Origin of the sequence: Streptomyces sp. BBFR2, from assembly GCF_044497305.1 — a bacterium.
GTDB lineage: Bacteria > Actinomycetota > Actinomycetes > Streptomycetales > Streptomycetaceae > Streptomyces.
In genome coordinates, this window is sequence record NZ_CP172415.1 from 1,688,950 (window position 1) to 1,711,757 (window position 22,808).

At 71.7% G+C, this 22,808-nt stretch carries 22 protein-coding genes and 1 riboswitch; of the genes, 1 reads left to right on the plus strand and 21 read right to left on the minus strand.

What is annotated here, in order from left to right; all coding sequences use genetic code 11:
* Nucleotides 1-10: 10 nt before the first annotated feature.
* From ACGH2B_RS05910 to rpsB, 7 genes are all read right to left on the minus strand, one after another.
* Nucleotides 11-1,036, minus strand: coding sequence for a thiamine ABC transporter substrate binding subunit (locus tag ACGH2B_RS05910; RefSeq protein ID WP_399096737.1), 1,026 nt, complete (start codon nucleotides 1,034-1,036; stop codon nucleotides 11-13).
* Nucleotides 1,037-1,202: 166 nt separating this feature from the next.
* Nucleotides 1,203-1,324, minus strand: a riboswitch (TPP riboswitch).
* 34 nt (nucleotides 1,325-1,358) lie between these two features.
* The gene (gene rlmN, locus ACGH2B_RS05915; RefSeq protein WP_399085174.1) at nucleotides 1,359-2,465 is read right to left on the minus strand and encodes a 23S rRNA (adenine(2503)-C(2))-methyltransferase RlmN; all 1,107 of its coding nucleotides are present in this window, start codon (nucleotides 2,463-2,465) and stop codon (nucleotides 1,359-1,361) included.
* Between the two features lie 458 nt (nucleotides 2,466-2,923).
* The gene (locus ACGH2B_RS05920; protein WP_399085177.1) at nucleotides 2,924-4,132 is read right to left on the minus strand and encodes a phosphatidate cytidylyltransferase; all 1,209 of its coding nucleotides are present in this window, start codon (nucleotides 4,130-4,132) and stop codon (nucleotides 2,924-2,926) included.
* The gene (gene frr, locus ACGH2B_RS05925; RefSeq protein ID WP_030289224.1) at nucleotides 4,132-4,689 is read right to left on the minus strand and encodes a ribosome recycling factor; all 558 of its coding nucleotides are present in this window, start codon (nucleotides 4,687-4,689) and stop codon (nucleotides 4,132-4,134) included. The genes ACGH2B_RS05920 and frr overlap by 1 nt, the downstream gene beginning before the upstream one ends.
* Before the next feature lie 173 nt (nucleotides 4,690-4,862).
* The gene (pyrH, locus tag ACGH2B_RS05930; protein WP_399085181.1) at nucleotides 4,863-5,636 is read right to left on the minus strand and encodes a UMP kinase; all 774 of its coding nucleotides are present in this window, start codon (nucleotides 5,634-5,636) and stop codon (nucleotides 4,863-4,865) included.
* Between the two features lie 212 nt (nucleotides 5,637-5,848).
* On the minus strand, nucleotides 5,849-6,685 hold the full coding sequence (tsf, locus tag ACGH2B_RS05935) for a translation elongation factor Ts (protein ID WP_399085184.1): 837 nt from the start codon (nucleotides 6,683-6,685) through the stop codon (nucleotides 5,849-5,851).
* 98 nt (nucleotides 6,686-6,783) lie between these two features.
* Nucleotides 6,784-7,656 (minus strand): 30S ribosomal protein S2, encoded by an 873-nt coding sequence (gene rpsB, locus ACGH2B_RS05940; RefSeq protein ID WP_399085187.1) that lies wholly within the window; start codon nucleotides 7,654-7,656, stop codon nucleotides 6,784-6,786.
* Between the two features lie 779 nt (nucleotides 7,657-8,435).
* Here rpsB and ACGH2B_RS05945 point away from each other — a divergent pair.
* Nucleotides 8,436-9,752, plus strand: a complete 1,317-nt coding sequence (locus tag ACGH2B_RS05945) for a murein hydrolase activator EnvC family protein (RefSeq protein WP_399085190.1) — start codon at nucleotides 8,436-8,438, stop codon at nucleotides 9,750-9,752.
* A 154-nt stretch (nucleotides 9,753-9,906) separates the two neighbouring features.
* On the opposite strand, the gene ACGH2B_RS05950 is transcribed toward ACGH2B_RS05945, so the two are convergent.
* The 14 genes from ACGH2B_RS05950 to rimM form a co-directional block, all read right to left on the minus strand.
* The gene (locus ACGH2B_RS05950) at nucleotides 9,907-10,446 is read right to left on the minus strand and encodes a TetR/AcrR family transcriptional regulator (RefSeq protein WP_399096740.1); all 540 of its coding nucleotides are present in this window, start codon (nucleotides 10,444-10,446) and stop codon (nucleotides 9,907-9,909) included.
* 485 nt (nucleotides 10,447-10,931) lie between these two features.
* Nucleotides 10,932-11,768, minus strand: coding sequence for an RNA polymerase sigma factor WhiG (whiG, locus tag ACGH2B_RS05955; RefSeq protein WP_399085192.1), 837 nt, complete (start codon nucleotides 11,766-11,768; stop codon nucleotides 10,932-10,934).
* A gap of 357 nt (nucleotides 11,769-12,125) precedes the next feature.
* Nucleotides 12,126-13,385, minus strand: a complete 1,260-nt coding sequence (gene dprA / locus ACGH2B_RS05960; RefSeq protein ID WP_399085195.1) for a DNA-processing protein DprA — start codon at nucleotides 13,383-13,385, stop codon at nucleotides 12,126-12,128.
* Nucleotides 13,382-15,055, minus strand: coding sequence for a YifB family Mg chelatase-like AAA ATPase (locus ACGH2B_RS05965; RefSeq protein WP_399085199.1), 1,674 nt, complete (start codon nucleotides 15,053-15,055; stop codon nucleotides 13,382-13,384). Before ACGH2B_RS05965 ends, dprA begins: the two co-directional genes overlap by 4 nt.
* A gap of 1 nt (nucleotide 15,056) precedes the next feature.
* Nucleotides 15,057-15,398, minus strand: a complete 342-nt coding sequence (locus tag ACGH2B_RS05970) for a YraN family protein (protein WP_399096743.1) — start codon at nucleotides 15,396-15,398, stop codon at nucleotides 15,057-15,059.
* Nucleotides 15,399-16,445: 1,047 nt separating this feature from the next.
* Nucleotides 16,446-16,754, minus strand: coding sequence for a DUF2469 domain-containing protein (locus tag ACGH2B_RS05975; protein ID WP_003980220.1), 309 nt, complete (start codon nucleotides 16,752-16,754; stop codon nucleotides 16,446-16,448).
* A 38-nt stretch (nucleotides 16,755-16,792) separates the two neighbouring features.
* Nucleotides 16,793-17,305 carry an NUDIX hydrolase gene (locus tag ACGH2B_RS05980; protein ID WP_399085202.1) on the minus strand — a complete coding sequence of 171 codons (513 nt, stop codon included), beginning with the start codon at nucleotides 17,303-17,305 and terminating at the stop codon, nucleotides 16,793-16,795.
* Nucleotides 17,298-18,056, minus strand: coding sequence for a signal peptidase I (gene lepB / locus ACGH2B_RS05985; RefSeq protein ID WP_399085204.1), 759 nt, complete (start codon nucleotides 18,054-18,056; stop codon nucleotides 17,298-17,300). Before lepB (ACGH2B_RS05985) ends, ACGH2B_RS05980 begins: the two co-directional genes overlap by 8 nt.
* 53 nt (nucleotides 18,057-18,109) lie before the next feature.
* The gene (gene lepB, locus ACGH2B_RS05990) at nucleotides 18,110-19,057 is read right to left on the minus strand and encodes a signal peptidase I (protein WP_399096746.1); all 948 of its coding nucleotides are present in this window, start codon (nucleotides 19,055-19,057) and stop codon (nucleotides 18,110-18,112) included.
* Nucleotides 18,999-20,015, minus strand: coding sequence for a signal peptidase I (gene lepB, locus ACGH2B_RS05995; RefSeq protein ID WP_399085207.1), 1,017 nt, complete (start codon nucleotides 20,013-20,015; stop codon nucleotides 18,999-19,001). The genes lepB (ACGH2B_RS05990) and lepB (ACGH2B_RS05995) overlap by 59 nt, the downstream gene beginning before the upstream one ends.
* Nucleotides 20,008-20,772: a signal peptidase I gene (gene lepB, locus ACGH2B_RS06000; protein ID WP_399085210.1), complete on the minus strand. Its 765-nt coding sequence runs from the start codon at nucleotides 20,770-20,772 to the stop codon at nucleotides 20,008-20,010. The genes lepB (ACGH2B_RS05995) and lepB (ACGH2B_RS06000) overlap by 8 nt, the downstream gene beginning before the upstream one ends.
* An 89-nt stretch (nucleotides 20,773-20,861) precedes the next feature.
* Nucleotides 20,862-21,209 (minus strand): 50S ribosomal protein L19, encoded by a 348-nt coding sequence (gene rplS / locus ACGH2B_RS06005; RefSeq protein WP_030287403.1) that lies wholly within the window; start codon nucleotides 21,207-21,209, stop codon nucleotides 20,862-20,864.
* A 132-nt stretch (nucleotides 21,210-21,341) separates the two neighbouring features.
* A complete protein-coding gene (gene trmD, locus ACGH2B_RS06010) occupies nucleotides 21,342-22,151 on the minus strand; it encodes a tRNA (guanosine(37)-N1)-methyltransferase TrmD (RefSeq protein ID WP_399085214.1) in 810 nt (269 codons plus the stop codon).
* Entirely contained in the window at nucleotides 22,151-22,696 is a 546-nt protein-coding gene (gene rimM / locus ACGH2B_RS06015; protein WP_399085217.1) for a ribosome maturation factor RimM, read from the minus strand. The genes trmD and rimM overlap by 1 nt, the downstream gene beginning before the upstream one ends.
* Nucleotides 22,697-22,808 lie beyond the last annotated feature (112 nt).

Here is a 22,808-nt window from a genome sequence, read left to right on the forward strand (position 1 = left end):
CCCCGTGCGGTTACTTCAGAACGAGCGAGGACCACTGCTTGATCCACTGCTCGCGGTGCGCGGTGATCGTCTCCGGCGCGACCGTCGCCGGCTTGTCGATCGTCGCGCCGTACTTGGTGAACAGCGCGGGCACGGCGGCGTCCTCGCGTACCGGGTTGACGAACATCTGGAGCGGCATGTCCTCCTGGAACTTCCGGCTCAGCAGGAAGTCCAGCAGCGCCTTGCCGCCCTTCTCGTTCTTCGCGCCCTGGAGCAGACCGCCGAACTCGATCTGGCGGAAGCAGGTGCCGGTCGCCACACCGGTCGGCGCCTGCTTCGGTTCCGGCTTCTTGCCGAGCACCTCGACGGGCGGGCTGGAGGCGTACGAGACGACCAGCGGCTTGTCGCCCTTGCCCTTGCCCGCGGCGGAGCCGGAGAACCGCTCGTTGTACGCCTGCTCCCAGCCGTCGACGATTTCCACGCCGTTGGCCTTGAGCTTCTTCCAGTAGCCCTGCCAGCCGCCCTGGCCGTACGCGGCGACGGTGCCGAGCTGGAAGGCGAGCCCCGGTGAGGAGGTCGCGGAGTTCTCGGTGACCAGCAGGTTCTTGTACTCCGGCTTGATCAGGTCGTCGAAGGTCTTCGGCGGCGCGAGGTGGTGCGCGGTGAAGTAGGCGCGGTCGTAGTTGACGCAGGTGTCGCCGTAGTCGAGCGGCGTGACACGGTGCCCGGCCTTGTCGAGCTGGAGCGCGTCCGGCACCGCGCCGAGGCCCTTCGCCCGGTACGGGGCGAAGATGCCGGCCTTGAGACCGCGGGAGAGCAGCGTGTTGTCGATGCCGAAGAAGACATCGCCCTGCGGATTGTCCTTGGACAGGATCGCCTGGTTGACGGCCTTCCCGGCATCGCCGCCCTTGAGGACGCGGACCTTGTAGCCGCTCTGCTTCTCGAAGTCGGCGAGCACCGATTTCGAGGCGTTGAACGAGTCGTGGCTGACGAGCGTGACGGTCTTGGCGTCCGCCGCGTCATCACCGGAGCCGCCGCAGGCGGCGAGTCCGCCCATGGCGACGGCGGTGACCACGACGGCCGCGGTGGCTCTGCGGCGGGTGGTGAGGCTGGTGTGACCCACTGGTGTCCTCCTGGCTGGCCAGGAAGAGACGCGGCCCCGTGCGGTGCCGCATGGGGCGCGTCGGGACGCGTGCCATGCGGCACCGCACGGGGCGCAACAGCATGAGTGATGACCGAACTTCCTACCCGGAATGACCCGGGCGAGGTTCAAGGGTCTGCGGGTCCCCGTATCGCTACGGTCTCTCCGCACTCTCAGCGCTGTGGCGCTCCCCTGTCGGAATGTGCATTTGTTCGATCACACGGTACCAGCGCGCGGGTCAGCGCTCAGAGGCGGCGAGCTGGCCGCAGGCCCCGTCGATCTCCTGGCCGCGGGTGTCGCGCACCGTCACCGGCACGCCGTGCGCCTCGATGGCCCGGACGAACGCCCGCTCGTCCTCGGGCCGCGAGGCGGTCCACTTCGATCCGGGCGTCGGGTTCAGCGGGATGAGGTTCACATGGACGCGCCGCCCCTTGAGCAGCCGTCCGAGGAGGTCACCGCGCCATGCCTGGTCGTTGATGTCACGGATGAGGGCGTACTCGATGGAGATCCGGCGGCCGGACTTCTCCGCGTACTCCCAGGCGGCGTCGAGCACCTCGCGGACCTTCCAGCGGGTGTTGACCGGCACCAGCGTGTCGCGCAGCTCGTCGTCGGGGGCGTGGAGCGAGACCGCCAGGCGGCATTTGAAGCCCTCGTCGGCGAACCGCAGCATCGCCGGAACCAGCCCGACCGTCGACACGGTGATACCGCGCTGCGACAGTCCCAGGCCGTCGGGCTCGGGGTCGGTGAGCCGGCGGATGGCGCCGACGACCCGCTTGTAGTTGGCGAGCGGCTCCCCCATGCCCATGAACACGATGTTGGACAGCCGCGCGGGGCCGCCGGGCACCTCTCCGTCGCGGAGCGCCCGCATGCCGTCGACGATCTGGTGGACGATCTCCGCCGTCGAGAGGTTACGGTCCAGGCCGGCCTGCCCCGTGGCGCAGAACGGGCAGTTCATACCGCATCCGGCCTGCGAGGAGATGCACATGGTGACGCGGTCGGGGTACCGCATCAGCACCGACTCGACGAGGGTGCCGTCGTGCAGCTTCCAGAGGGTCTTGCGGGTGGTGTCGTCATCGCAGGAGATGTGCCGCACCACGCTCATCAGCTCGGGCAGCAGCTCCGTCGCCAGCTTCTCCCGCGCGGCGGCCGGGATGTCCGTCCACTGCGCCGGGTCGTGCGCGTACCGCGCGAAGTAGTGCTGCGACAGTTGCTTGGCACGAAACGGCTTCTCCCCGATCGCGGCCACCGCTTCGCGGCGCTCCACGGGGCTGAGATCGGCGAGGTGCCGCGGGGGCTTCTTGGCCCCACGCGGCGCGACAAAGGTGAGTTCTCCGGGCTTCGGCATGGTGCATCCAGTGTCGCAGACCCCCGGGGCGGGGCGGGCCGTCCCAAGGGTGGGGGCGGTCACCCCCGCACGCCCGGGGCGCGGGCGGAGCGCCCCGGGCAGGGCACCGGGCCCACGGAGGGGTACGCACCCACGGGGCGAGGGCCCCGTAGCGGTTCACCCGAGCCCGCCCCATGCTTCCCCACCACCGCGCCGCATGGGGCGCGCCGCAACGAGGCACCCGCCGAACGGGCGCTGCGGCATGGGGCGCCGCCGCATGGGGCGCCCGCCCCACGCCACCACCGCCCCATGCGCACAGCACAGCGCAGCACCGGCGACTCCGCCCCATGCCCGCCCCGGCCCAGAACCAGCCAACCTGCTTCATAAGCAACGCAGAAGCCCCTCACCAGCGGCTTCTCACCGATGAGGGGCTTCCGTCATGCGAGGACACGCGCGGTGTCAGGCATGGGGCGCGAAGGTCACCCCGTACCGGTGCCCACGAAGATCACGAAGAGCAGCCAGACCACCGGCGCGGTGGGCAGCAGGGAGTCGAGCCGGTCCATGATCCCGCCGTGCCCGGGGAGCAGGGTGCCCATGTCCTTGATGCCGAGGTCCCGCTTGATCATGGATTCGCCGAGGTCGCCGAGGGTGGCGCTGGCGGCGACGGCGAGGCCCAGCAGCAGACCCTGCCACCACGCACCGCCCTCGATCAGGAACTCCATGCACAGCGCGCCGGCGACCATCGCGAACAGCACGGCGCCGACCAGGCCCTCCCGCGTCTTGCCGGGGCTGATCCGGGGCGCCAGCTTGTGCTTCCCGAACCGCCATCCCACGGCGTACGCCCCGGTGTCGCTGACGACGGTCAGCAGCAGGAATGTCAGCACCCGCTGCGGCCCGTCCGCGTCGGCGGCGAGCATCAGGGCGACGAAGGTGGCGAGGAAAGGGACGTAGAACGCGGTGAACACGCCCGCGGTGACGTCCCGGAGGTAGTTCTCGGGTTTGCCCGTCATCCGCCACACCAGGACGGCGAGAGCGGTGAGTGCCATCGCCGTCCACGCACCGCCGGCCCCGCGGACGTAACCGGCGACCACCATGGCGACGCCGCCGACGGCGAGGGGGATCAGCGGTACCTGGATGTCCTTGCGTTCCGCGAGGCGCGCGGTGAGCTCCCACAGGCCCACGACGACGGCGACCGCTATCACGCCGATGAAGACGGGCTTGTAGACGAAGAGGGAGGCGAGGATGACCACGCCGAGGCCGACGCCCACCCCTATCGCGGCGCGCAGGTTGCGCCCCGCGCTCTTCTTCTCGGGCTTCTCCGGCTCCGTCGGGTGAGGCTTCTGCGGGTCCGTCGAGCCATCGGGCCCGGGGGAACCGGGGAAAGGCGTGGCCATGGGCTCCTGCGGCTTTTCGTCGCGGAACAGGGGGCCGCTCAGGCGAGTGGCCCCCCGGTCGTCCCGGTGGTTCGGGTCATCCCGGGGGCCCCGGTGGTCCCGGTCGTCGTCCTGGTATCGGCCGGTGTCGGGCACGACGGGCAGAGGGCGGGTCCGGGCGGCCGCTCCCCCGTCAGGTGGGTGTCCCGCCGCGGCGGGGAACGCCGCCCCATGCGGCGCGGGGGCCGCCCCGTGGTCCGGCGCCGGCCCCCATGGACCGGCGCCGGGCGAGGCCCCCCAGGATGACTCGTTCATCAGACCTCGAGGAGCTCGGATTCCTTGTGCTTGAGCAGCTCGTCCACCTGCGCGACGTACTTCGCGGTGGTGTCGTCGAGCTCCTTCTCCGCGCGGCGGACCTCGTCCTCGCCGGTCTCCTTGTCCTTGACCAGCTTGTCCAGGCTCTCCTTGGCCTTGCGGCGGACGCTGCGGATCGAGATCTTCGCGTCCTCGCCCTTGGTCTTGGCGACCTTGATGTAGTCCTTGCGGCGTTCCTCGGTCAGCTCCGGGAACGTCACGCGGATGATGTTGCCGTCGTTGCTCGGGTTGACGCCGAGGTCCGAGTCACGGATCGCCTGCTCGATGTTGCGCAGGGCGCTCTTGTCGAACGGCGTCACGACGGCCATCCGCGGTTCCGGGACCGAGAACGACGCCAGCTGGTTGATCGGCGTCATCGCACCGTAGTAGTCCGCCACGATCTTGTTGAACATCGCCGGGTGCGCACGCCCCGTGCGGATCGCGGCGAAGTCCTCCTTGGCGACCACAACGGCCTTCTCCATCTTTTCCTCGGCTTCGAGGAGGATCTCTTCGATCACCACTTGCTCCTGGTCTTATTCGTAAGAAGCAGAGCCTCGCCCCTGCCGCGCGTCCACTCCTGCACGGTGTCCGACCGGCAGGCGGTTGTCCATCCCCGTGCCGGTCTCGTCCCCGTGCACGGGCGCCGTGGGGCGCGGGGCGACGCCCCGTGCCCGCACGGCAGTTGGGGCCGTCAGGCCCGGGTGTCCTGATCGCTGACGAGCGTGCCGATCTTCTCACCCTTCACCGCACGCGCGATGTTGCCCTCGGCGAGCAGTTCGAAGACGAGGATCGGAAGCTTGTTGTCGCGGCACAGCGTGATGGCGGTGGCATCGGCGACCTTCAGGTCGCGGGTGATGACCTCGCCGTATTCGAGAGCGTCGAACTTGACCGCGTCGGGGTTCTTCTTCGGGTCGGCGTCGTACACGCCGTCCACGCCGTTCTTGCCCATCAGCATGGCCTGGGCGTCGATCTCCAGGGCGCGCTGGGCAGCCGTGGTGTCGGTGGAGAAGTACGGCATGCCCATGCCGGCGCCGAAGATGACGACCCGGCCCTTCTCCAGGTGCCGCACCGCGCGCAGCGGGATGTACGGCTCCGCGACCTGCCCCATGGTGATGGCGGTCTGGACGCGGGAGTCGATGCCTTCCTTCTCCAGGAAGTCCTGGAGGGCGAGGCAGTTCATGACCGTGCCGAGCATGCCCATGTAGTCGGAGCGGGCCCGGTCCATGCCGCGCTGCTGGAGTTCGGCGCCACGGAAGAAGTTGCCGCCGCCGATCACGATGGCGATCTCGTAGCCGTCGCGGACCACGGCGGCGATCTCGCGTGCGATGGCGTGGACGACGTCGGGGTCGACGCCCAGGCCGCCACCGCCGGCGAACGCCTCGCCGGACAGCTTCAGCAGGAAGCGTCCCTTCCCGCCACTGTCGGGATTGCCGGTTTTATCCGAGCCGTCGGCACCGTGGTTCATGTGAAGCTCTCCTCGTACACATACGAAGGAGGCCATTGCCGTGGGTCTGGTCCAGATCCCTGTGCGGCAATGGCCTCCTCGTCACATCTGCGGCCGGCCGGGGTGCGGCCGACTGCGTACGACCCTAATGGGGCCGCGGGTCATTCGCTGCCCTGCGCCGGGCGGACGGCCGTGGCGGCCGGGTCACGGTGGCGCGGGGCGTTCCGGCTCGCTCAGATGCCGACCTTGATGCGCGAGAAGCGCTTCAGGGTGACACCGGCCTCCTGGAGGACCTTCTCGACCGACTTCTTGTTGTCGAGCGCGTACGGCTGGCCGAGCAGCGTCGCGTCCTTGAAGAAGCCGTTGAGGCGACCCTCGACGATCTTCGGGAGGGCGGCCTCGGGCTTGCCCTCGACGCGGGTGGTCTCCTCGGCGACGCGGCGCTCGGCCTCGACGACCTCGGCCGGGACGTCGTCCTTGGCGAGGTACTTCGGCGCGAAGGCGGCGATGTGCTGGGCGACGCCCTTGGCGACCTCGGCGTTCTCCTTGTCGAGCTCGACGAGGACACCGATCTGCGGGGGCAGGTCGGGCATGGTGCGGTGCATGTAGGCCGCGACGTAGCCGCCGGAGAACTGCGCGAAGCGGTCCAGGACGATCTTCTCGCCGAGGTTGGCGTTGGCCTCGTCGACGAACGCCTGGACGGTCTTGCCGGCCTCGATCTCGGAGGCGAGCAGCGCCTCGATGTCGGCCGGGGAGGTCTTGGCGACGTGCACGGCGATCGCGTTGGCGACGGCCTGGAACTTCTCGCCCTTGGCGACGAAGTCCGTCTCGCACTTCAGCTCGACGAGGACGCCGGAGGTCTTGTCGTCGGCGATCAGGGAGACCACGGCGCCGTTCTCGGCGGAGCGGCCCTCGCGCTTGGCGACGCCCTTCTGGCCCTTGATCCGCAGCGCCTCGACGGCCTTGTCGACGTTGCCCTCGGCCTCGTCCAGGGCCTTCTTGCAGTCCATCATGCCGGCGCCGGTGAGCTCGCGGAGCTTCTTGACGTCAGCGGCGGTGTAGTTCGCCATGATCTGTGAATCTCTTCTCGAAAGTCGAAAGATCTACGGGTGGACGGCGGGGGCGGCGCTTGTGGCACCGTCCCCCGCCGTCGTCAACCGGTCTGAGGTCAGGCCTGCTCGGCGTCGGCCGCCGGCTTCTCCTCGGCCGCGGCCTCGGCGGGCTTCTCCTCGGCCTTGGCCTCGTCGGCCTTGGGGGCCTCGTCGGCCTTCTTGTCGCCCTCGAGCAGGTCGCGCTCCCACTCGGCGAGCGGCTCACCGGCCGCCTTCTCGCCCTTGGCCTCGGCGCCACCGGAACGGGCGATGAGGCCCTCGGCGACGGCGTCGGCGATCACGCGGGTGAGCAGGGTGACGGAGCGGATCGCGTCGTCGTTGCCCGGGATCTTGTAGTCGACCTCGTCGGGGTCGCAGTTGGTGTCGAGGATCGCGACGACCGGAATGTTGAGCTTCCGGGCCTCACCAACGGCGATGTGCTCCTTCTTGGTGTCCACGATCCAGACGGCGCTGGGCACCTTCTGCATCTCGCGGATACCGCCGAGGGTCTTCTCCAGCTTGGCCTTCTCGCGGGAGAGGACGAGCAGCTCCTTCTTGGTGAGGCCGGACGCGGCCACATCCTCGAAGTCGATCTGCTCGAGCTCCTTCAGGCGCTGCAGGCGCTTGTAGACGGTCGAGAAGTTGGTCAGCATGCCGCCGAGCCAGCGCTGGTTCACGTAGGGCATGCCCACGCGGGTCGCCTGCTCGGCAATGGCCTCCTGGGCCTGCTTCTTGGTGCCGACGAACATGACCGAGCCGCCGTGGGCGACGGTCTCCTTGACGAACTCGTAGGCGCGGTCGATGTACGACAGCGACTGGAGCAGGTCGATGATGTAGATGCCGTTGCGCTCCGTGAAGATGAAACGCTTCATCTTCGGGTTCCAGCGGCGGGTCTGGTGCCCGAAGTGGACGCCGCTCTCCAGCAGCTCCCGCATCGTGACGACGGCCATGGCCGTACTCCTTGTGTTTCTCGGTTCCACTGCGGCCGGTCGGCCGCGGTGCCTGACGCCCCGACGCGCCTGCCGGGGAGGGAACCTTGCGGAACCGTCCGAGGACCGAGGGGCGCGGCCACCGTGCGGCCCGATGGGGACTGAAGCACTGGCGGCGGGGCGTGCGAAGTCGACCCGGTGACCCGGATCGCCACCAGAAGTGTACGGGACGGCCGACGCGCTCAGCGACACACGCCTGCCGCACGGCGCCGCCCCATGCCGCCCCACCTGCACCGGCTCTCCCGGCCGACCCCGGTTGCCCCGGGCTCGGGCCCCGACGGGGCGCGCCATGGGGCGGCGACGGGGCGCCGACCGAGGCCCCGTCGGGCGTGGCGGTTCTCCCCCCGGCGAGCCTCGGCCGGCATCGCGCATGGGGCGTGTGTGTCACTGCGGCGCGACTGTCGCGGGGTGGCCAGGTCCCGCGCGGTTGCGCGGGCATGAGGCGTGCTGCGCGACGCTGGTCGTGACGCTCTTGGCGAGGCACTCAGGTGTATGGACGTGGGGCGTGCTCGACGAGTCCGCGCGGAGGCGTGTCGCCGGGAGACAGGGGGTCCGGACTGCGGGCCAGGGCTGTCATCGACGGGGTCGAGGGGCTCGGGAGTTCCGACGGCTCGGACGCGCATGTCATGCAGGGGTGGGCGCTCACCGGATCGGGTGAGGGGGTTGTCCACAGGTCCGGAGTTACCCACAGTTCTGGTCCAAGATCCCCGCGCTCGCGCGGACTGCGTCACCGTCGGTCCATGCGACTTCTCCCCTCTCTCCCCTACCTCGGCTCTCTCCTGGGCCGTCTCCGTCACTCGTCCTCTTCCTCGTCCGACGTGCCGGAGCTTCCTGCGTTCTCGCCCGGCAGTCATCGGCCGCCGTGTGTTCACCGCCCCGGTCCGCGGGGTGCACGGCAGTGCCGCGTCCGGTCGCTGTGGTCGGCCAGGTCCCAGCTACGCCTTCGGGCCCCGCGCCCTTTTGGAGAGGCAGCGGCTGCCCGAGCCTGCGTGGTCGCTCGGGCGGCACAACGGGACGGCCCGCGTGGTGCGACGGCGCGCGGTGGCCGGTCGCATGCGCCGGACACATCCGGCTTCGAGGGGTCCGTACGCGCCACGCAACGGAAACGCCGCTTGACGCCGGCACACGGTCTTTCCGTACAAACGTCGGTGCCTGGGGTCGTGCGCCGGCGCGGCCTGCCGTCCTCGCCGACCGGTGGTGCGGCTCAGCAGGTCACGGCCGTTTCGACGAAGGGGGCGCTCACCGCTCTGGCGGCTTTCGCGGCCTTCGTGGGGCTCGCCGCCCTCACGGGTGTGGCCGCTGCTCGGGCGGGAGCGAGCGGGGCGCTGGATGAGCCTGTGGCGGTTCCGCAGGCCGCGGAGTCCTCGGCCGTTGCTTCCGGTGACCGTGCCTGGCCGGTAGGTGACCCGGCCGGGCCCCGGCCCACAGTGCTGCGCGGCTGGGAACCGCCGCCCGCTCCTTGGGCTCCGGGGCACCGCGGTGTCGATCTGGCGGCGGCACCCGGCGCGACCGTCCGGGCCGCCGCACCCGGCGAGGTCGCGTTTGCCGGAGTCGTCGCAGGCCGAGGCGTTGTGTCCATCCAGCTATCCGGGAGCGGGGAGCCGCCGCTGCGGACCACGTACGAGCCGGTGCGCGCTTCGGTGCGCAAAGGTGACCGGGTGAGTGCCGGTCAGCCGGTGGGTGTCCTCCAGCAGGGGCCGTTCCACTGTCATGAACCGTGCCTGCACTGGGGCCTGCTGCGGGGGAAGACCTACCTCGACCCGCTCACCCTGTTCCCCCCGCGCATGTGGCAGGGCGGGCCCTCGCGGTTGCTCCCTCTGACCGGGGTGCCGATTCCGTCGGACATGGCCTTGGCCGGTGACGGCCCGTCCGGGCGGGGCGGACGGGAGTCGGTGAGCCGTCAAGTACGGACGGCGGGTGGTCGGCAACCTTCGCCCGACGGCGCCTCGTATCGCCGGACGAGCGGCGCGGGCCAGGGCGGCGCAATGGGCCCGGCCGATGGGACGACGGGACCGACAGCGCTGGAGGGCGCCAGCCGACGGGGCGGTGTGCCCTGAGAGTGGGGCCGGTGCCCCGAGAGTCAGGCGACGAGGTGATGGGGCGGCTGAGGCCGTCGGGCCGAAGCTGGCGGTGGTGGAGGCGGTGGGTGGGGCGGGAGGGGGGAGGGGGAAGCCCCCCAGACCGAGGTAACCAAGCCCCACCCCGCCCCCCTCAGCCCCGCACCCCCCGCAGCGCCATGGAGACTGCCGCTTCGGTGATTTCCGCGGGGTCTTCCGCGGCGCCGAGTTCGATGCGGCGGACGGCGGCGTCGACGACGCCTTGGAGGAGCATGGCGGCCAGGCGGGGCTGCTCGTGGCCGAGGCCGGCGAGCGCTTCCACGATCATGGCGATGAGCCCGCCGTGGGCCGCCCGGATCTTCTCCCGCGCCCCGGCGTCCAGCTCTCCCGCCGAGATGGCGACGACCGCGCGGTGGCGGCGGTCGCCGACCAGGGCGAGCTGGCGCCGTACGTATGCCTCGATCTTCGCTTCGTCGGTGTCGGCGCGCTCCATGGCCGCCTCGACCTCCGCCGCCCACACCGGGAAGTCCACGGCGCACAGCTCTTCGACGACGGCGGCGCGGGAGCGGAAGTATTCGTACACGGACGACCGCGCGAGGCCGGTGCGCTCGGCGAGTGCGGGGAAGGTCAGGGCTTCCGTTCCGCCTTCGGACAGCAGGGTGCGGGCGGCGTCCAAGAGGGCGCCGCGCTGCATCGTTCGGTGCTCGGCCACTGAGGCCGCTCGAATCCTGGGCACCCGACCACTCTACGGATGGGCGGCGCCGAGCGGCACTCCGCATCGGATCCATGGCGGGCCGCACCACTACGGGACGGGCTCGCCCACGCCTCCCGGCGGCCGATCCGCCACCGACGATCCGGCCTACAGAACCGGACGGACCGGCTGACCGGATGGTTTGGCTGACGGGACACCCCGGACCACGGGGAGGCCGGCCCGGCGGCGGACAGCGAAACCGCCCCGCCCGCACACAGCGCGGGCAGCGGGGAGAGCACTCCGGCCGCAGACAGCGGCACCATCCGGACCGTGGACAGCCTGGCGACGAGATCGCCCGGCCCGGGCGAAGGAGCCCACCAGCCCCTCCCCCGGTGTTCTCCCGGTGCGCGATTCCCGGATCCCCGGATCGCGCCCCGAGCCGCACCGCCGAAGCACCCTCGCGTCCCCGAGCGAGGGGGCCGCCCTGCTCACCGTCCCGCGTCGGCCAGTTTGGCCCGTAGCTGGAGGACGGACTTGGTGTGGATCTGGCTGACCCGGCTTTCGGTGACGCCGAGGACGTTGCCGATCTCGGCGAGGGTGAGGCCCTCGTAGTAGTAGAGCGTGACGACCGTCTTCTCGCGGTCGGGCAGGGTGTTGATGGCGCGGGCGAGCAGCCGTCGCAGTTCGCGGTCCTCGGCGATCTCGACGGGGTTGTCGGCGGCGGTGTCCTCGAGGGTGTCCATCAGGCTCAGGCGTTCGCCGCCGTCGCCCCCGGCGTGCAGCAACTCTTCAAGGGCGACGACGTTGGCCAGGGAGAGCTGGCTGAAGACGCCGTGGAGGTCTTCCAGGGAGATGCCCATTTCGCGGGCGACCTCGGGCTCCGAGGGGGTGCGGCGCAGTTGGGCTTCGAGGGTCGCGTAGGCGCGTTCGACGGCGCGGGCCTTCTGCCGTACGGAGCGGGGGATCCAGTCGAGTGCGCGGAGTTCGTCGATCATCGCGCCGCGGATGCGGGTGATGGCGTAGGTCTCGAACTTGATGGAGCGTTCGGGCTCGAACTTCTCGATGGCATCGATGAGTCCGAAGACGCCTGAGGAGACGAAGTCGGCCTGTTCGACATTGGAGGGCAGGCCGACGCTGACGCGGCCGGCGACGTATTTGACGAGTGGTGAGTAGTGCAGGATCAGCTGTTCCCGCAGGCGTTCGTCGCCGGTTCGCTTGTAGGAGCGCCACAGATCGTCGAGCGCGCTGGGGGCGGCGGGGCGCACGCCGGCGCGCGCGGCAGGTGGTACTGCCGCGCGATCAGAACCGGAGGTGTGCTGGGGCATTCGTCGCCTTGAGCCGTTCTGCCGGGACACGGGTGGATGGGTGGGCGGGCTGGTCGGGTGTGAGCGTAGCGTGACTGAAGCGTCGCTGTGTGCGAGGGAGCGTGGTTCGGGGGTGCGCAGATACGTTCCGCTGCCCGCACCCCAGGGTTACCGCACGGGGCACACCGTGGCGTGGCCCCGGCGTTGCGCGCGGCGCGTCGGGGAGGTGGGCCACGGGCCGGGGAGGCGTGGCTTACGGGATCTCTGGTGTCCCGTGTGCCACATCCGCCTCTCCTTGCCGTTCGGTTTGGCCCGTTGAAGCATGCCAAATCTGGATTCGGCATGCTTGTCCTCACCTTTTCACCCGTTCGCGGCAGGTCAAGTACCGCCTCGCCGGGGGTCGGTGGGGCTGTCGGCGCGTTGTGCGACGCTCCAGCGCGTACCGGATCTCTGGACGAATCCGAGCGCGCACAGTTCGTGGAGTTTGCCGTGGGTGAGGTCCTGGGTGAGGCCGGATTCGCGGGCGAGGTCGGCGAGGGTGGCGGTGCCGCGCGAGGGCAGGGCCTCCAGGACGCGGGCCGCGGCCGGTTCGAGGAGGTCGCGGGCGAGCACCGGGCCACGCGGTTCGGGCGCCAGCTCCCCGATGGCACCGGCGTGCTCGACGACTTCGTCGGCGCAGGTGACGACCGTGGCTTCGCCGCGTAGGAGTTGGTGCACCCCCGCGGAGAGTGCGCTGGTGACGGGCCCCGGTACGCCCATGGTGAGTCGCCCCAGCGACTGTGCGCGTCGGGCGGTGACGAGGGAGCCGCTGCGCAGTGCGGCTTCGATGACGACGGTGCCGCGGGTGAGGGCGGCGATCACGCGGTTGCGTTGGATGAAGCGGCTGCGGGTCGGGTGCGCTCCGGGTGGTAACTCGGCGACGGTCAGGCCCTGTTGGACGATGCGGTCGATCAGTTCGGTGTGGCCCGAGGGGTAGGCGCGGTCGATGCCGCAGGCGAGGACGGCGACGGTGGCGCCGCCGGCGGCGAGGGCGCCGCGGTGGGCCGCTCCGTCGATGCCGTACGCGGCCCCGGAGACGACGGTCCAGCCGCGGTCGGCGAGAGCTGTGCCCAGGGTGGCGGCGAGGTGGGCGCCGTATTCGGTGCATGCCCGGGCGCCGACGAGGGCGACGGAGCGCAGGGCCCACAGGCGGAGGTTGGCGCTGCCGCGTACCCAGAGGCCGATGGGCCGGGTGTCGCCGAGGTCGTCGAGCTGGCCGGGCCATTCGTCATCCCCGGGGCAGAGGAACCGGGCCCCGAGGGCGGCGGCCGTGGCGAGGTCGGCCGCGGGGTCGGCGTGGGCGGCACGGCGGCGCAGGCCGTCGAATGTGGTGCGGCTCGCACCGGTGGGTGGTGGTCCGTCGCCGGTGAGGGCGTGCCACAGGGCGACGGGGCCCCGTTCGCGCAGCCAGCGGCCGGCGCGCGGGTCGCCCGGTTCGATGACGCGGGTGAGGGCGGCGCGGGCGGCGCGTTCCGGGTCGTGGTGGTCCGGGGGCTCCGGTGCGGTGTCGGGGGCGGGTGGTCCGGTGGGGTGGTGGGGCCAGGGTCGGCCGGTGTCCGGAGGCCGGGGCTCGTGGGGCGGGTGGGGTGTGGTGGTCATGGCGTCACCTGGGCGGGGTCGGGGGCGGGCTGCCGGAGGTGTTTCCCGTCCGGGCGGGGGCGTCGGCGGGCGGTGGCTGCGGGTACGCCGCGCTGGACGCCGGTGCGGAGTTCGAGGGCGGTGTCGACGTCTTCGGCCGTGGGGCGGTCGCGTCCGGCGAGGTCGGCGACGGTCCAGGCGACGCGGAGGACGCGGTCGAGGCCGCGGGCGGTGAGCAGGCCGCATTCCAGGTCGTTCTCGGCCCGGGCGAGCGCGCCGGGGCGGGCGTGCCAGCGGGTGCGGAGTTCGTGTCCTGGTACCTCGCTGTTGGTGATCCAGGGGGTTCCGGCGTAGCGGGCGGCGGCGCGGGCGCGGGCCTCACGTACCCGTGCGGCGACGGTGGCGGTGGATTCGGCGCCGTCGCCGAGGGCGGCGAGGGCGGAGCGGGCGACCGGTTCGACAGTGACGCGCAGGTCGACGCGGTCCATGAGGGGGCCGGAGAGGCGGGCGCGGTAGCTGCGGACGGAGGAGGGGCGGCATTCGCAGCCGCCTCGGGGGGTGCCGTGGCGGCCGCAGGGGCAGGGGTTGGCGGCGAGGGCGAGGAGGAAGCGGGCGGGCATCCGCAGCATGGCGGCGGCGCGGGCGACCACGACGTGACCGGCTTCGAGGGGCTGTCGCAGCGCGTCCAGCACCCGGGCGCTGCACTCGGCCGCCTCGTCCAGGAAGAGCACTCCGCGGTGGGCGAGCGAGACGGCTCCTGGGCGAGGCAGTCCGGTGCCGCCGCCCACGAGGGACGCCATCGTCGCGGAGTGGTGGGGCGCGCAGTACGGCGGCCGTTCGACGAGCGGCTGGCCGGGCGGGAGGGTGCCGGCGACGGAGTGGACGGCGGTGACTTCGAGGGATTCCTTGGGCGTCAGCGGTGGCAGCAGGCCCGGGAGGCGTTCGGCGAGCATGGTTTTGCCCGCCCCGGGCGGGCCTTTGAGGAAGATGTGGTGGCGCCCGGCCGCGGCGACCTCCAGGGCCCGGCGAGCGCCGTGCTGACCTGCGACGTCGGCGAGGTCGGGGGTGTGATCGCCGGTGGGCAGTCCGGCGGCGATGCCGGTGCCGGGGACGGCGAGCCCGGCCAGCAGCGGGTCGGGGTGTCCTTCCCGAGGGACCTCCTCCTCGTCGGGGACCGGTTCGTCGGCGAGTACGGCGATGAGTTGGCGCAGGCTGCGGATGCCGAGGACGGTGATGCCGGGGACGAGGGAGGCTTCGGCCGCGGTGCATTCGGGGACCACGACGGTGCGGTATCCGGCTTCGGCGGCGGCGAGGACCGCGGGCAGCACGCCGCGGACAGGGCGGACCCGGCCGTCGAGCCCGAGTTCGCCGATCATCATCAGGTCGGTCAGCTCCCGGGGGTCGAGGCGCTCGGCGGCGCCCAGGACGGCGCAGGCGACGGCGAGGTCGAATCCGCTGCCGCTCTTGGGGACCGATGCGGGGCTGAGGCCGACGGTGAGTTTCTTCTGCGGCCACTCGGCTCCCGAATTCACGACGGCGGCACGGACCCGGTCCTTGGCCTCGACGAGGCTCTTGTCGGGGAGTCCGACGAGGGTGAAGGCGGCGACGCCCGGTTCGAGGTCGGCCTGGACCTCGACGACGACGCCTTCGACGCCGACGAGGGCGACGGAGCAGGTGCGGGCGAATCCCATCTCACGCCACCCCCCGGACGTGCTCGACGACCGGGGCGCCCCGGGCCGGGAGGAGGATGCCGACGACGTCGATCCGGACGCCGCCCGGCGGTGGCCCGCCGTGGCGTTCCATCCAGCGTTCCGCCAGGAGCCGCAGTCGGCGGGTCTTGTCGGGGCGTACGGCGGCCATCGGGTGTTCGTAGGCGGTGGCGCGGCGGGTCTTAACCTCGCAGATGACGAGGGCGTCGGCGTCGGTGGCGACGATGTCGATCTCGCCTTCGCGGCAGCGCCAGTTGCGGTCGAGGATGCACATGCCGCTCGCGGTGAGGCGGCGTACCGCCAGGTCCTCGCCGTACCGGCCCAGGGCGCGGCGCGGTGTGGTGGCCGGCGTGGCAGGGGTACGGCGCGCCGCTTTCCGGCCGTCCCGGGCCGCGGCGTCGGGGGCGCGGCGGCCCGGTGCGCGGGTATCGCCGCGCGGTTTCCGGGGGCGCGTGCGCCCGGTCCGCGCGCCGTCGTCGCCCGGGTGGGTGGCGGAGGCGCGTCCCGTGGCCCGCGGCGGCTTCGGGTCGTCCCCGGAGCGGGTGGCCGGGGTCGGCTCCGGTGTGCCGTCGGGTGGGGGAACCCGGCTGCCTCCGCCCGGGTGGTGCGGGGTGGCGCGTGCCACCGGTCCGGGTGGCGCACCCGAGGCGGTGCGGGCGTCACGCCCCGGGCCGGGCCGGACGGCATCCGCCTCCCCAGACCGCGCCTCATCCACCGGGCCGGGCCACCCATCAGGCACCGGACCGGTCCCGGCCATCCGCCCATCGCCCGCGGAGCCCGCCGGCCCCGCCCCCCTCGGCCCCGCCGCTCCAGCGGGTGCGGAACGCACCGGCCCCACAGAAACCTGATGGGCCGGCCCGACCGGCGAGGGGCCCATCGGCCCGGCCGGCACGGAACTCGTAGGCCCGGCCGGCACGGGCTCCCGGGGGCCGGCCGCCCCGGAGCCCGCCCTTCCGGGCCGTCCCCCGCTCGCCGGCACCGTTCCCGGAGTGTTCTTCGCGCCGTGCTGCATGACGTTCATGCGGTACCACCTCCGGCACCGACTGTGCGGGCTCGCGCCGGAAGTATTGGATCTTGGTGGATAACCCCTCGACTGTGGATAACTCGGCCACCCGGACGAGGGGACGCGACACCCGCGTCACCCCGGCCCGGCAACCCCGACCGCGTCTCCGCACCGCCGCCGACCGCACGACCGGCGAACCGCGCGCCCCGGCCGCTCAGTCACCGCGCACCCGGGCACGGCAACGTACCCGCAGGTCACACGTGTGCGGCGGGCCCGGCCACACCGCCCCCGCCGCACACACACGCCTCTCCACGCTCCCCGGCGTACCGGCCCCGTCCGGACCGACCGGCCCTCACCGGGCCGGCCGCCTCAGCTCCCCGGCAGGTCCAGGTCGCTCTTGTTCAGCTCTTCGATGTTCACGTCCTTGAAGGTCAGGACGCGGACCTGCTTGACGAAGCGGGCCGGGCGGTACATGTCCCACACCCAGGCGTCGGCCATCGAGACCTCGAAGAAGACCTCACCCTGGACCGAGTGCACCTGCATCTCGTAGTCGTTGGTGAGGTAGAAACGCCGCTCGGTCTCGATCACGTATTTGAACAGCCCGACGACGTCGCGGTACTCCCGGTAGAGCTTCAGCTCCATCTCGGTCTCGTACTTTTCGAGGTCCTCGGCGCTCATGGCAGATCCCCTTCAGCCGTGCGTGCCCCCATTGTGCGTCAGGCCCGCTCGGTCTCCAGGGCCAGCGGCGCACTCGGGGGCCCTTCGTCGAGCAGCGTGCGCAGCAGCCCGGCAAGTCTGGTCGGGTACACCGTCTCATGGGTGGCCGAGAGTTCCGCCACGGTCCACCACCTCAGCCCCGATACGCTGCGCCGCTCCAGGTCGGTCTGGCCCCGGGTGTCGGTCGCGGTGCGCTCCGTGCGGGCCAGGAAATACCGCTCGTCCTGCTCCCAGTGGCGGCCGTCGAACGGGAAGGAACAGCGGCGCCACCAGAGCACCGGACCGAGGACCGCACCGGTGATACCGGTCTCCTCGGCCAGCTCCCGCAGGGCCGCCTCCTCGTGCGTCTCGGTGCCCTCCAGACCGCCGCCGGGCGTGAACCACCAGGTCACCTCCGGGCGCGCCGGTTCGAAACCGTGCAGCAGAAGGATCCGGTCGTCGGGGTCGAGGAGGATGACGCGGGACACCTGGCGCAGCTCCGCGGGCGCGCCGCCCGCCGTCCCGTCAGTCACGGGCCCGTTCCGCTCCGGCCTCGGGTGCCGTCTGAGCTGCGCGTTTCCTGCGGGCGGCGAGGGGTCCGTACGCGGCGCCGCCCAGGATGAGGACGGCGCCGACGACGACGGCGGCGGTCAGCGGGCGCAGCGGGCCCGGCTCGGAGGTGCCGCCGGGCAGCGCGGCGAAGCCGTCGGCGCGGTCGAGCATGCCGACGCCGCTCAGGGGCCAGGCCAGGGCGTCGACGCGGCCCAGGACGGCGCCGCGCGGCACGGCGCCGTCGTCACCGTCGGTGGCGTGGGAGCGGGAGTCGAGGGAGTCGCCGCGGTGGTCACCCAGGAGGAAGAGGCGGCCGTCGGGGACCTTGGCGGTGAAGCCGGTGGGCGAGGCGAGCCGCGGGTTCTGGAGGTATGGCTCGTCGACGGGGGTGCCGTTGACCGTCAGCTTCCCCTTGGTGCAGCAGGCGACGGTGTCACCGCCGACGCCGGCCACCCGCTTGACCATGGGGAGGTCGCCCCAGACGTTGTCCCGGAAGACGACGACGTCGCCGCGGCGTACCTGCGAGCCGTCGACGTTCTCGGCCAGCACCCGGGCGCCGGGCGCGATCGTCGGGGCCATCGAGTCGGTCGGCACCGTGTAGGGGCGGTACAGCAGTGCCGCCCAGACGAAGCCGCCGAGGAAGAGGACACAGCCGACGGCCACGGCCAGACCGGACAGCGTGCTGCCCGTGGTCCGGCCGTGGCCGTCGGTGCGTTCGGTGCTGCGGACCATCCCAGCTCCCACCCCGCGGGCGCGGGCCCGCGTAGAAGATCTGGGACGGCACCCTACCTGGGAGTACGTTCCCTGGTCAGCCTCTTGCGACGCCAGAGGACGAGCGGGACGGCGCCGGCCAGCCCGAGTGCCGCGGGCGCGGCGGCCATGGCCTTGTCGATGCCCTGCTGCTTGAAGGTGTCCGGCACCGGCAGCGTCGACCAGCGGTTGATCGGCCAGGCGATGGTGAACGCGCGGCCGACGACCTCGTCCACCGAGACCGTGCCGTCGCCCTTGAGGTTCTGGTGGTAGCGGGAGTCGAGGGAGTCGTCGCGGTGGTCGCCCATGACCCAGATGCGGTCCTTGGGGACGTGGATCGGGCCGAAGGCGCGGTCACCGCACGGCGTGTTGCCGGGGAAGATGAACGACTCCTCCTTGAGCGCCTTGCCGTTGACCTTGACCGGGCCGGTGCCGTGGCACTCGACGGTGTCGCCGCCGACCGCGATGACCCGCTTGATCAGGTCCTTCTCCTCGGCGGACGGCATCAGGCCGATGAAGCTGAGGACCTTCTGGACGGGGTTGGGCTCGGGCGTGGGCGTCTCGTTGAGCCAGCCGCCCGGGTCGTGGAAGACGACGACCTCGCCGCGCTCCGGCTTCGAGCCGAACCACGGGGTGAGCTTGTCCACCAGCACCCGGTCCCCGCGCTGCAGGGTGTCCTGCATCGAGTCGGAGGGGATGGAGAACGCCTGCACCAGGAACGTCTTGATCAACAGGGCGAGGATCAGCGCGATACCGACGAGGATCGGCAGTTCCTTCCAGAAGGCACGCTGCTTCTTCGCCTTCGTCACGCCGTCCTTCTCCTCGTCCGCGGCGGGCCGCCGGGCCTCCGGTGGTGCCTGGCCTTCGTATGGTGGCTGTTCCTGCGGCTTCGCCAGATGGACGGACCCCGCCGCCGGCGGGCCCTCACCGCGCCCCGCCGGTTCCTCGGGCTCTCCGGTTCCGGACCGCGCGCCGACCGCCAAGTCCCCCACATCCACTCCTCACTCCACGCTCTCGCCCGCCCGTCAACCGGGGCAGGCCCATCACTCCCATAACGAGCGGGAGTTCCGCAGGGGTCGGGAGCTGGGTCAAAGACTCGGGCAACACCCTATGCGGGCCCGCGCGGGCCGCCGCCTTCGCGCCCGGCGCGTCGTGGACGTTCGCGAAGGTGTCGGGCTCCTGAAGCCGCCGCCAGTGGGCGAACGGCCAGGCGATGACCACGGCCCGCCCGACGACGTTGTCCACGGAAACCGTGCCACGGTACGCCTCGTCGAGATGGAAGCGCGAATCCGCCGAGTTGGAGCGGTGGTCACCCATGACGAAGATCCGGCCGGTGGGCACGTTCACCGTGAACGACGTCTCGGACGGCGGGTTGCCGGGGTGGACGTACGGTTCGGTCAGCGGGGTGCCGTTGACGGTGACGCGGTGCTGCGCGTCACAGCATTTGACGGTGTCGCCACCGACCGCGACGACCCGCTTGATCAGGTCCTGTTCATCGGCGGACGGCAGCAGCCCGATGAAGGTCATGACCTCCTTGAACTGCTTCACCCCCGCCGGGTCCGGCGCCTTCTTCGCCTGTTCGCCCTTGAGCCAGCCCCCGGGGTCCTTGAAGACGACGACGTCACCGCGCTCGGGCTGCCAGCCGAACCACGGGGTGAGCTTGTCGACCAGCACCCGGTCCCCGATCCGGATCGTCTGCTCCATGGAGCCGGAGGGAATCACGAACGCCTGGACCAGGAAGGTCTTCAGGACCAGCGCGATGGCCAGCGCCACCGCGATCAGGATGGGTATCTCCTTGAGGTACGAGCGGCGTCTGCGGCGTTTGATACGGCGAGCCTGACGCCGCCGCTCGGCCCGGCCACCGGTCTCCGGGCGCTCGTCCGCCCCGGCCGTGCCGCCGCCTTGCGGCTTGCCGTGCCGCGGGCGCCCCCGGTTACCCACGGGAGCCTGCCGGGGCGGGCACCCGGGAGAACACCGGCGGCCGGTCCAGCCCCGTCCAGCGGCTCACCGGCCAACTGATCCAGTCCGCCCGGCCGATCACCTTGTCGACGGGGACGGTGCCGCCGCCCTCCTCACCGAGATGGTCGCGGGAGTCCCGGGAGCGCGAACGGTGGTCCCCCATCACCCACAGCTTCCCCTGCGGCACCTCGATGTCGAAGGGCACCGACGACGCGGCGTCCCCCGGATACACATAGCCCTCGGTCACGGGCTCACCGTTCACCTTGATCCGCCCCCGTTTGTCGCAGCAGGTCACCCTGTCCCCTCCGATCCCGATCACGCGCTTGACGTAGTCGGTGTCGGCCGGACGGGCCAGGCCCACCGCCGCGCCGGCTCCGCGCAGCAGGCCCGTCACGGGATTCTCCTCCGTCTCCCTGTGAACGAAAGACCCGGTGCCGTCGAAGACGACGACATCACCGCGGCGGGGCTCACCGCCGAAGCGGTACGCGAGCTTGTTCACCAGCACCCGGTCGCCGACCTGGAGGGTGTCCTCCATCGAGGTGCTCGGGATGAGGAACGGCTGGACGACGAAGGCGCTCAGCAGCAGCACGAACGCCACGCAACAGACCAGCAGCGTCAGTGGCCGGAAACCGCGCCGGTGGGGGGCGCCGGGAAAACGCGCGGAGCGCGACCGCTCCTCCCGTCCCTGGTCGGGGGCGGGGGTGCGGTCGCGCTCCGGGAGCTGTGCGTCGGTGTCCATCGGAACGTGAGCCTATCCGGCCGGTTCCGGGCACCGCAGGTGAGCCGGGTGCCGGGGCCTCGCGTACGAGGACGGCCCGGCGTGCGGACTCAGTTGTCGCGCTTCTCCTTGATCTTCGCGGCCTTGCCGCGCAGCTCACGGAGGTAGTACAGCTTGGCGCGACGGACGTCACCGCGGGTCACCAGCTCGATCTTCTCGACGATCGGGGTGTGCACGGGGAAGGTGCGCTCGACGCCGACGGAGAAGCTGACCTTGCGGACCGTGAAGGTCTCGCGCACGCCGCTACCCTGGCGGCGGATGACAACGCCCTTGAACTGCTGCACACGGGAGCGGTTGCCCTCGATGACGCGGACGTGGACGTTGACGGTGTCACCCGGGCGGAAGGCCGGGATGTCGCTGCGCAGCGACGCGGAGTCGACGGAGTCGAGAAGGTGCATGACCTACTGCTTTCTTCGCTGATGCCACAGGTCATCAACGGGAATTCGGAGATGATGTTCGGATGCCGTTCCGTCGGACGGGCGTCGTTCCCCCTGTGGCAGGGGCGCGCGCCGGACGCACACAGCAGCGGCCTATTCTTCCACGGCCTGGTCGGTCCGCCCAAATCGGCCGTCCTCGCCCGGTGCCCACCCCAGGATGGACAGCAGCTCGCGGTCCTTCTTGTCGAACGCGGCGGGGTCGGCCCGCTCGATCAGGTCCGGACGGTTGCGGACGGTACGCCGGAACGCCTCGTCCCGGCGCCAGCGGGCGATCTTCCCGTGGTGACCGCTGAGCAGCACCTCGGGGATGCCCCGGCCGCGCCACTCCGGAGGCTTGGTGTAGACCGGCCCCTCCAGGAGGTCGGCCATCGCACCGGGCGCGAAGGAGTCGTCCTGGTGGGAGGCGGCGTTGCCCAGCACACCGGGCAGCAGCCGGGCGATGGCCTCGACCATCACCAGGACCGGTGCCTCGCCGCCGGCCAGGACGTAGTCGCCGATGGAGACCTCGCGGACGTCGAGCCGGTCGCCGTACTCCTCGATGACGCGGCGGTCGATGCCTTCGTAGCGGGCCGGGGTGAAGATCAGCCAGGGCTTGGCGGAGAGCTCGACGGCGAGTTGCTGGGTGAACGGCTCCCCGCTGGGCGTCGGGACGACGATCACGGGCTCGTCCGCACCGGACGCGAGGACGGCGTCCAGCGCCTCCCCCCACGGCTCCGGCTTCATGACCATGCCCGGCCCGCCGCCGTACGGGGTGTCGTCGACGGTGTTGTGCTTGTCGTGCGCCCAGTCCCGCAGGTCGTGGATGCGTACGTCGAGCTGACCACGGGCGCGGGCCTTGCCGACGAGGGAGACGTTCAGCGGTTCGAGGTACTCGGGGAAGATCGTGACGACGTCGAGGCGCATCAGCTCTCCTCGCGGCTGCCGGCGATCTCGGCCTGCGCGTCGTCGAGGAGACCGGGCGGCGGGTCGATGACCGCGCGCTGCTCCTCCAGGTCGATCTCCGGGACGATCTCGCTGACGAACGGGATCAGCACCTCGCCGCCTCCGGGCCGTCCGACGACGAGAAGGTCCTGGTAGGGCAGGTGGGAGACCTCGGTGATCCGGCCGACGACGGTGCCGTCACGGGTGACGACGTCGAGGTCGATCAGTTGGTGGTCGTAGAACTCCTCGGGGTCCTCGGGGACCTCCTCGGGGTCGACCTCCGCGATCAGCAGGGTGTTGCGCAGCGCCTCGGCGGCGGTCCGGTCGGCCACTTTGGCGAACCGCAGCAGCAGCCGGCCGCTGTGGACCCGGCCGGTCTCGATGGTGAGCGGTCCGGCCGCGGCCGGATCGGTGGCCAGGACGGCTCCGGGCGCGAGCCGCAGTTCGGGCTCGTCGGTACGCACCTCCACGGTGACCTCGCCCTTGATGCCGTGGGCGCGGCCGATCCGCGCGACTACCAGCTGCACGGTGTTGCCTCTCTGCGGCCGATCCGCCGCCGCTTGCGCACGGCCGCTGCCGGGCCGCGCGTGATGTTGCCGATTCCGGTGGCGCCGGGCGTCCATGGCGTACGGGCGCGCG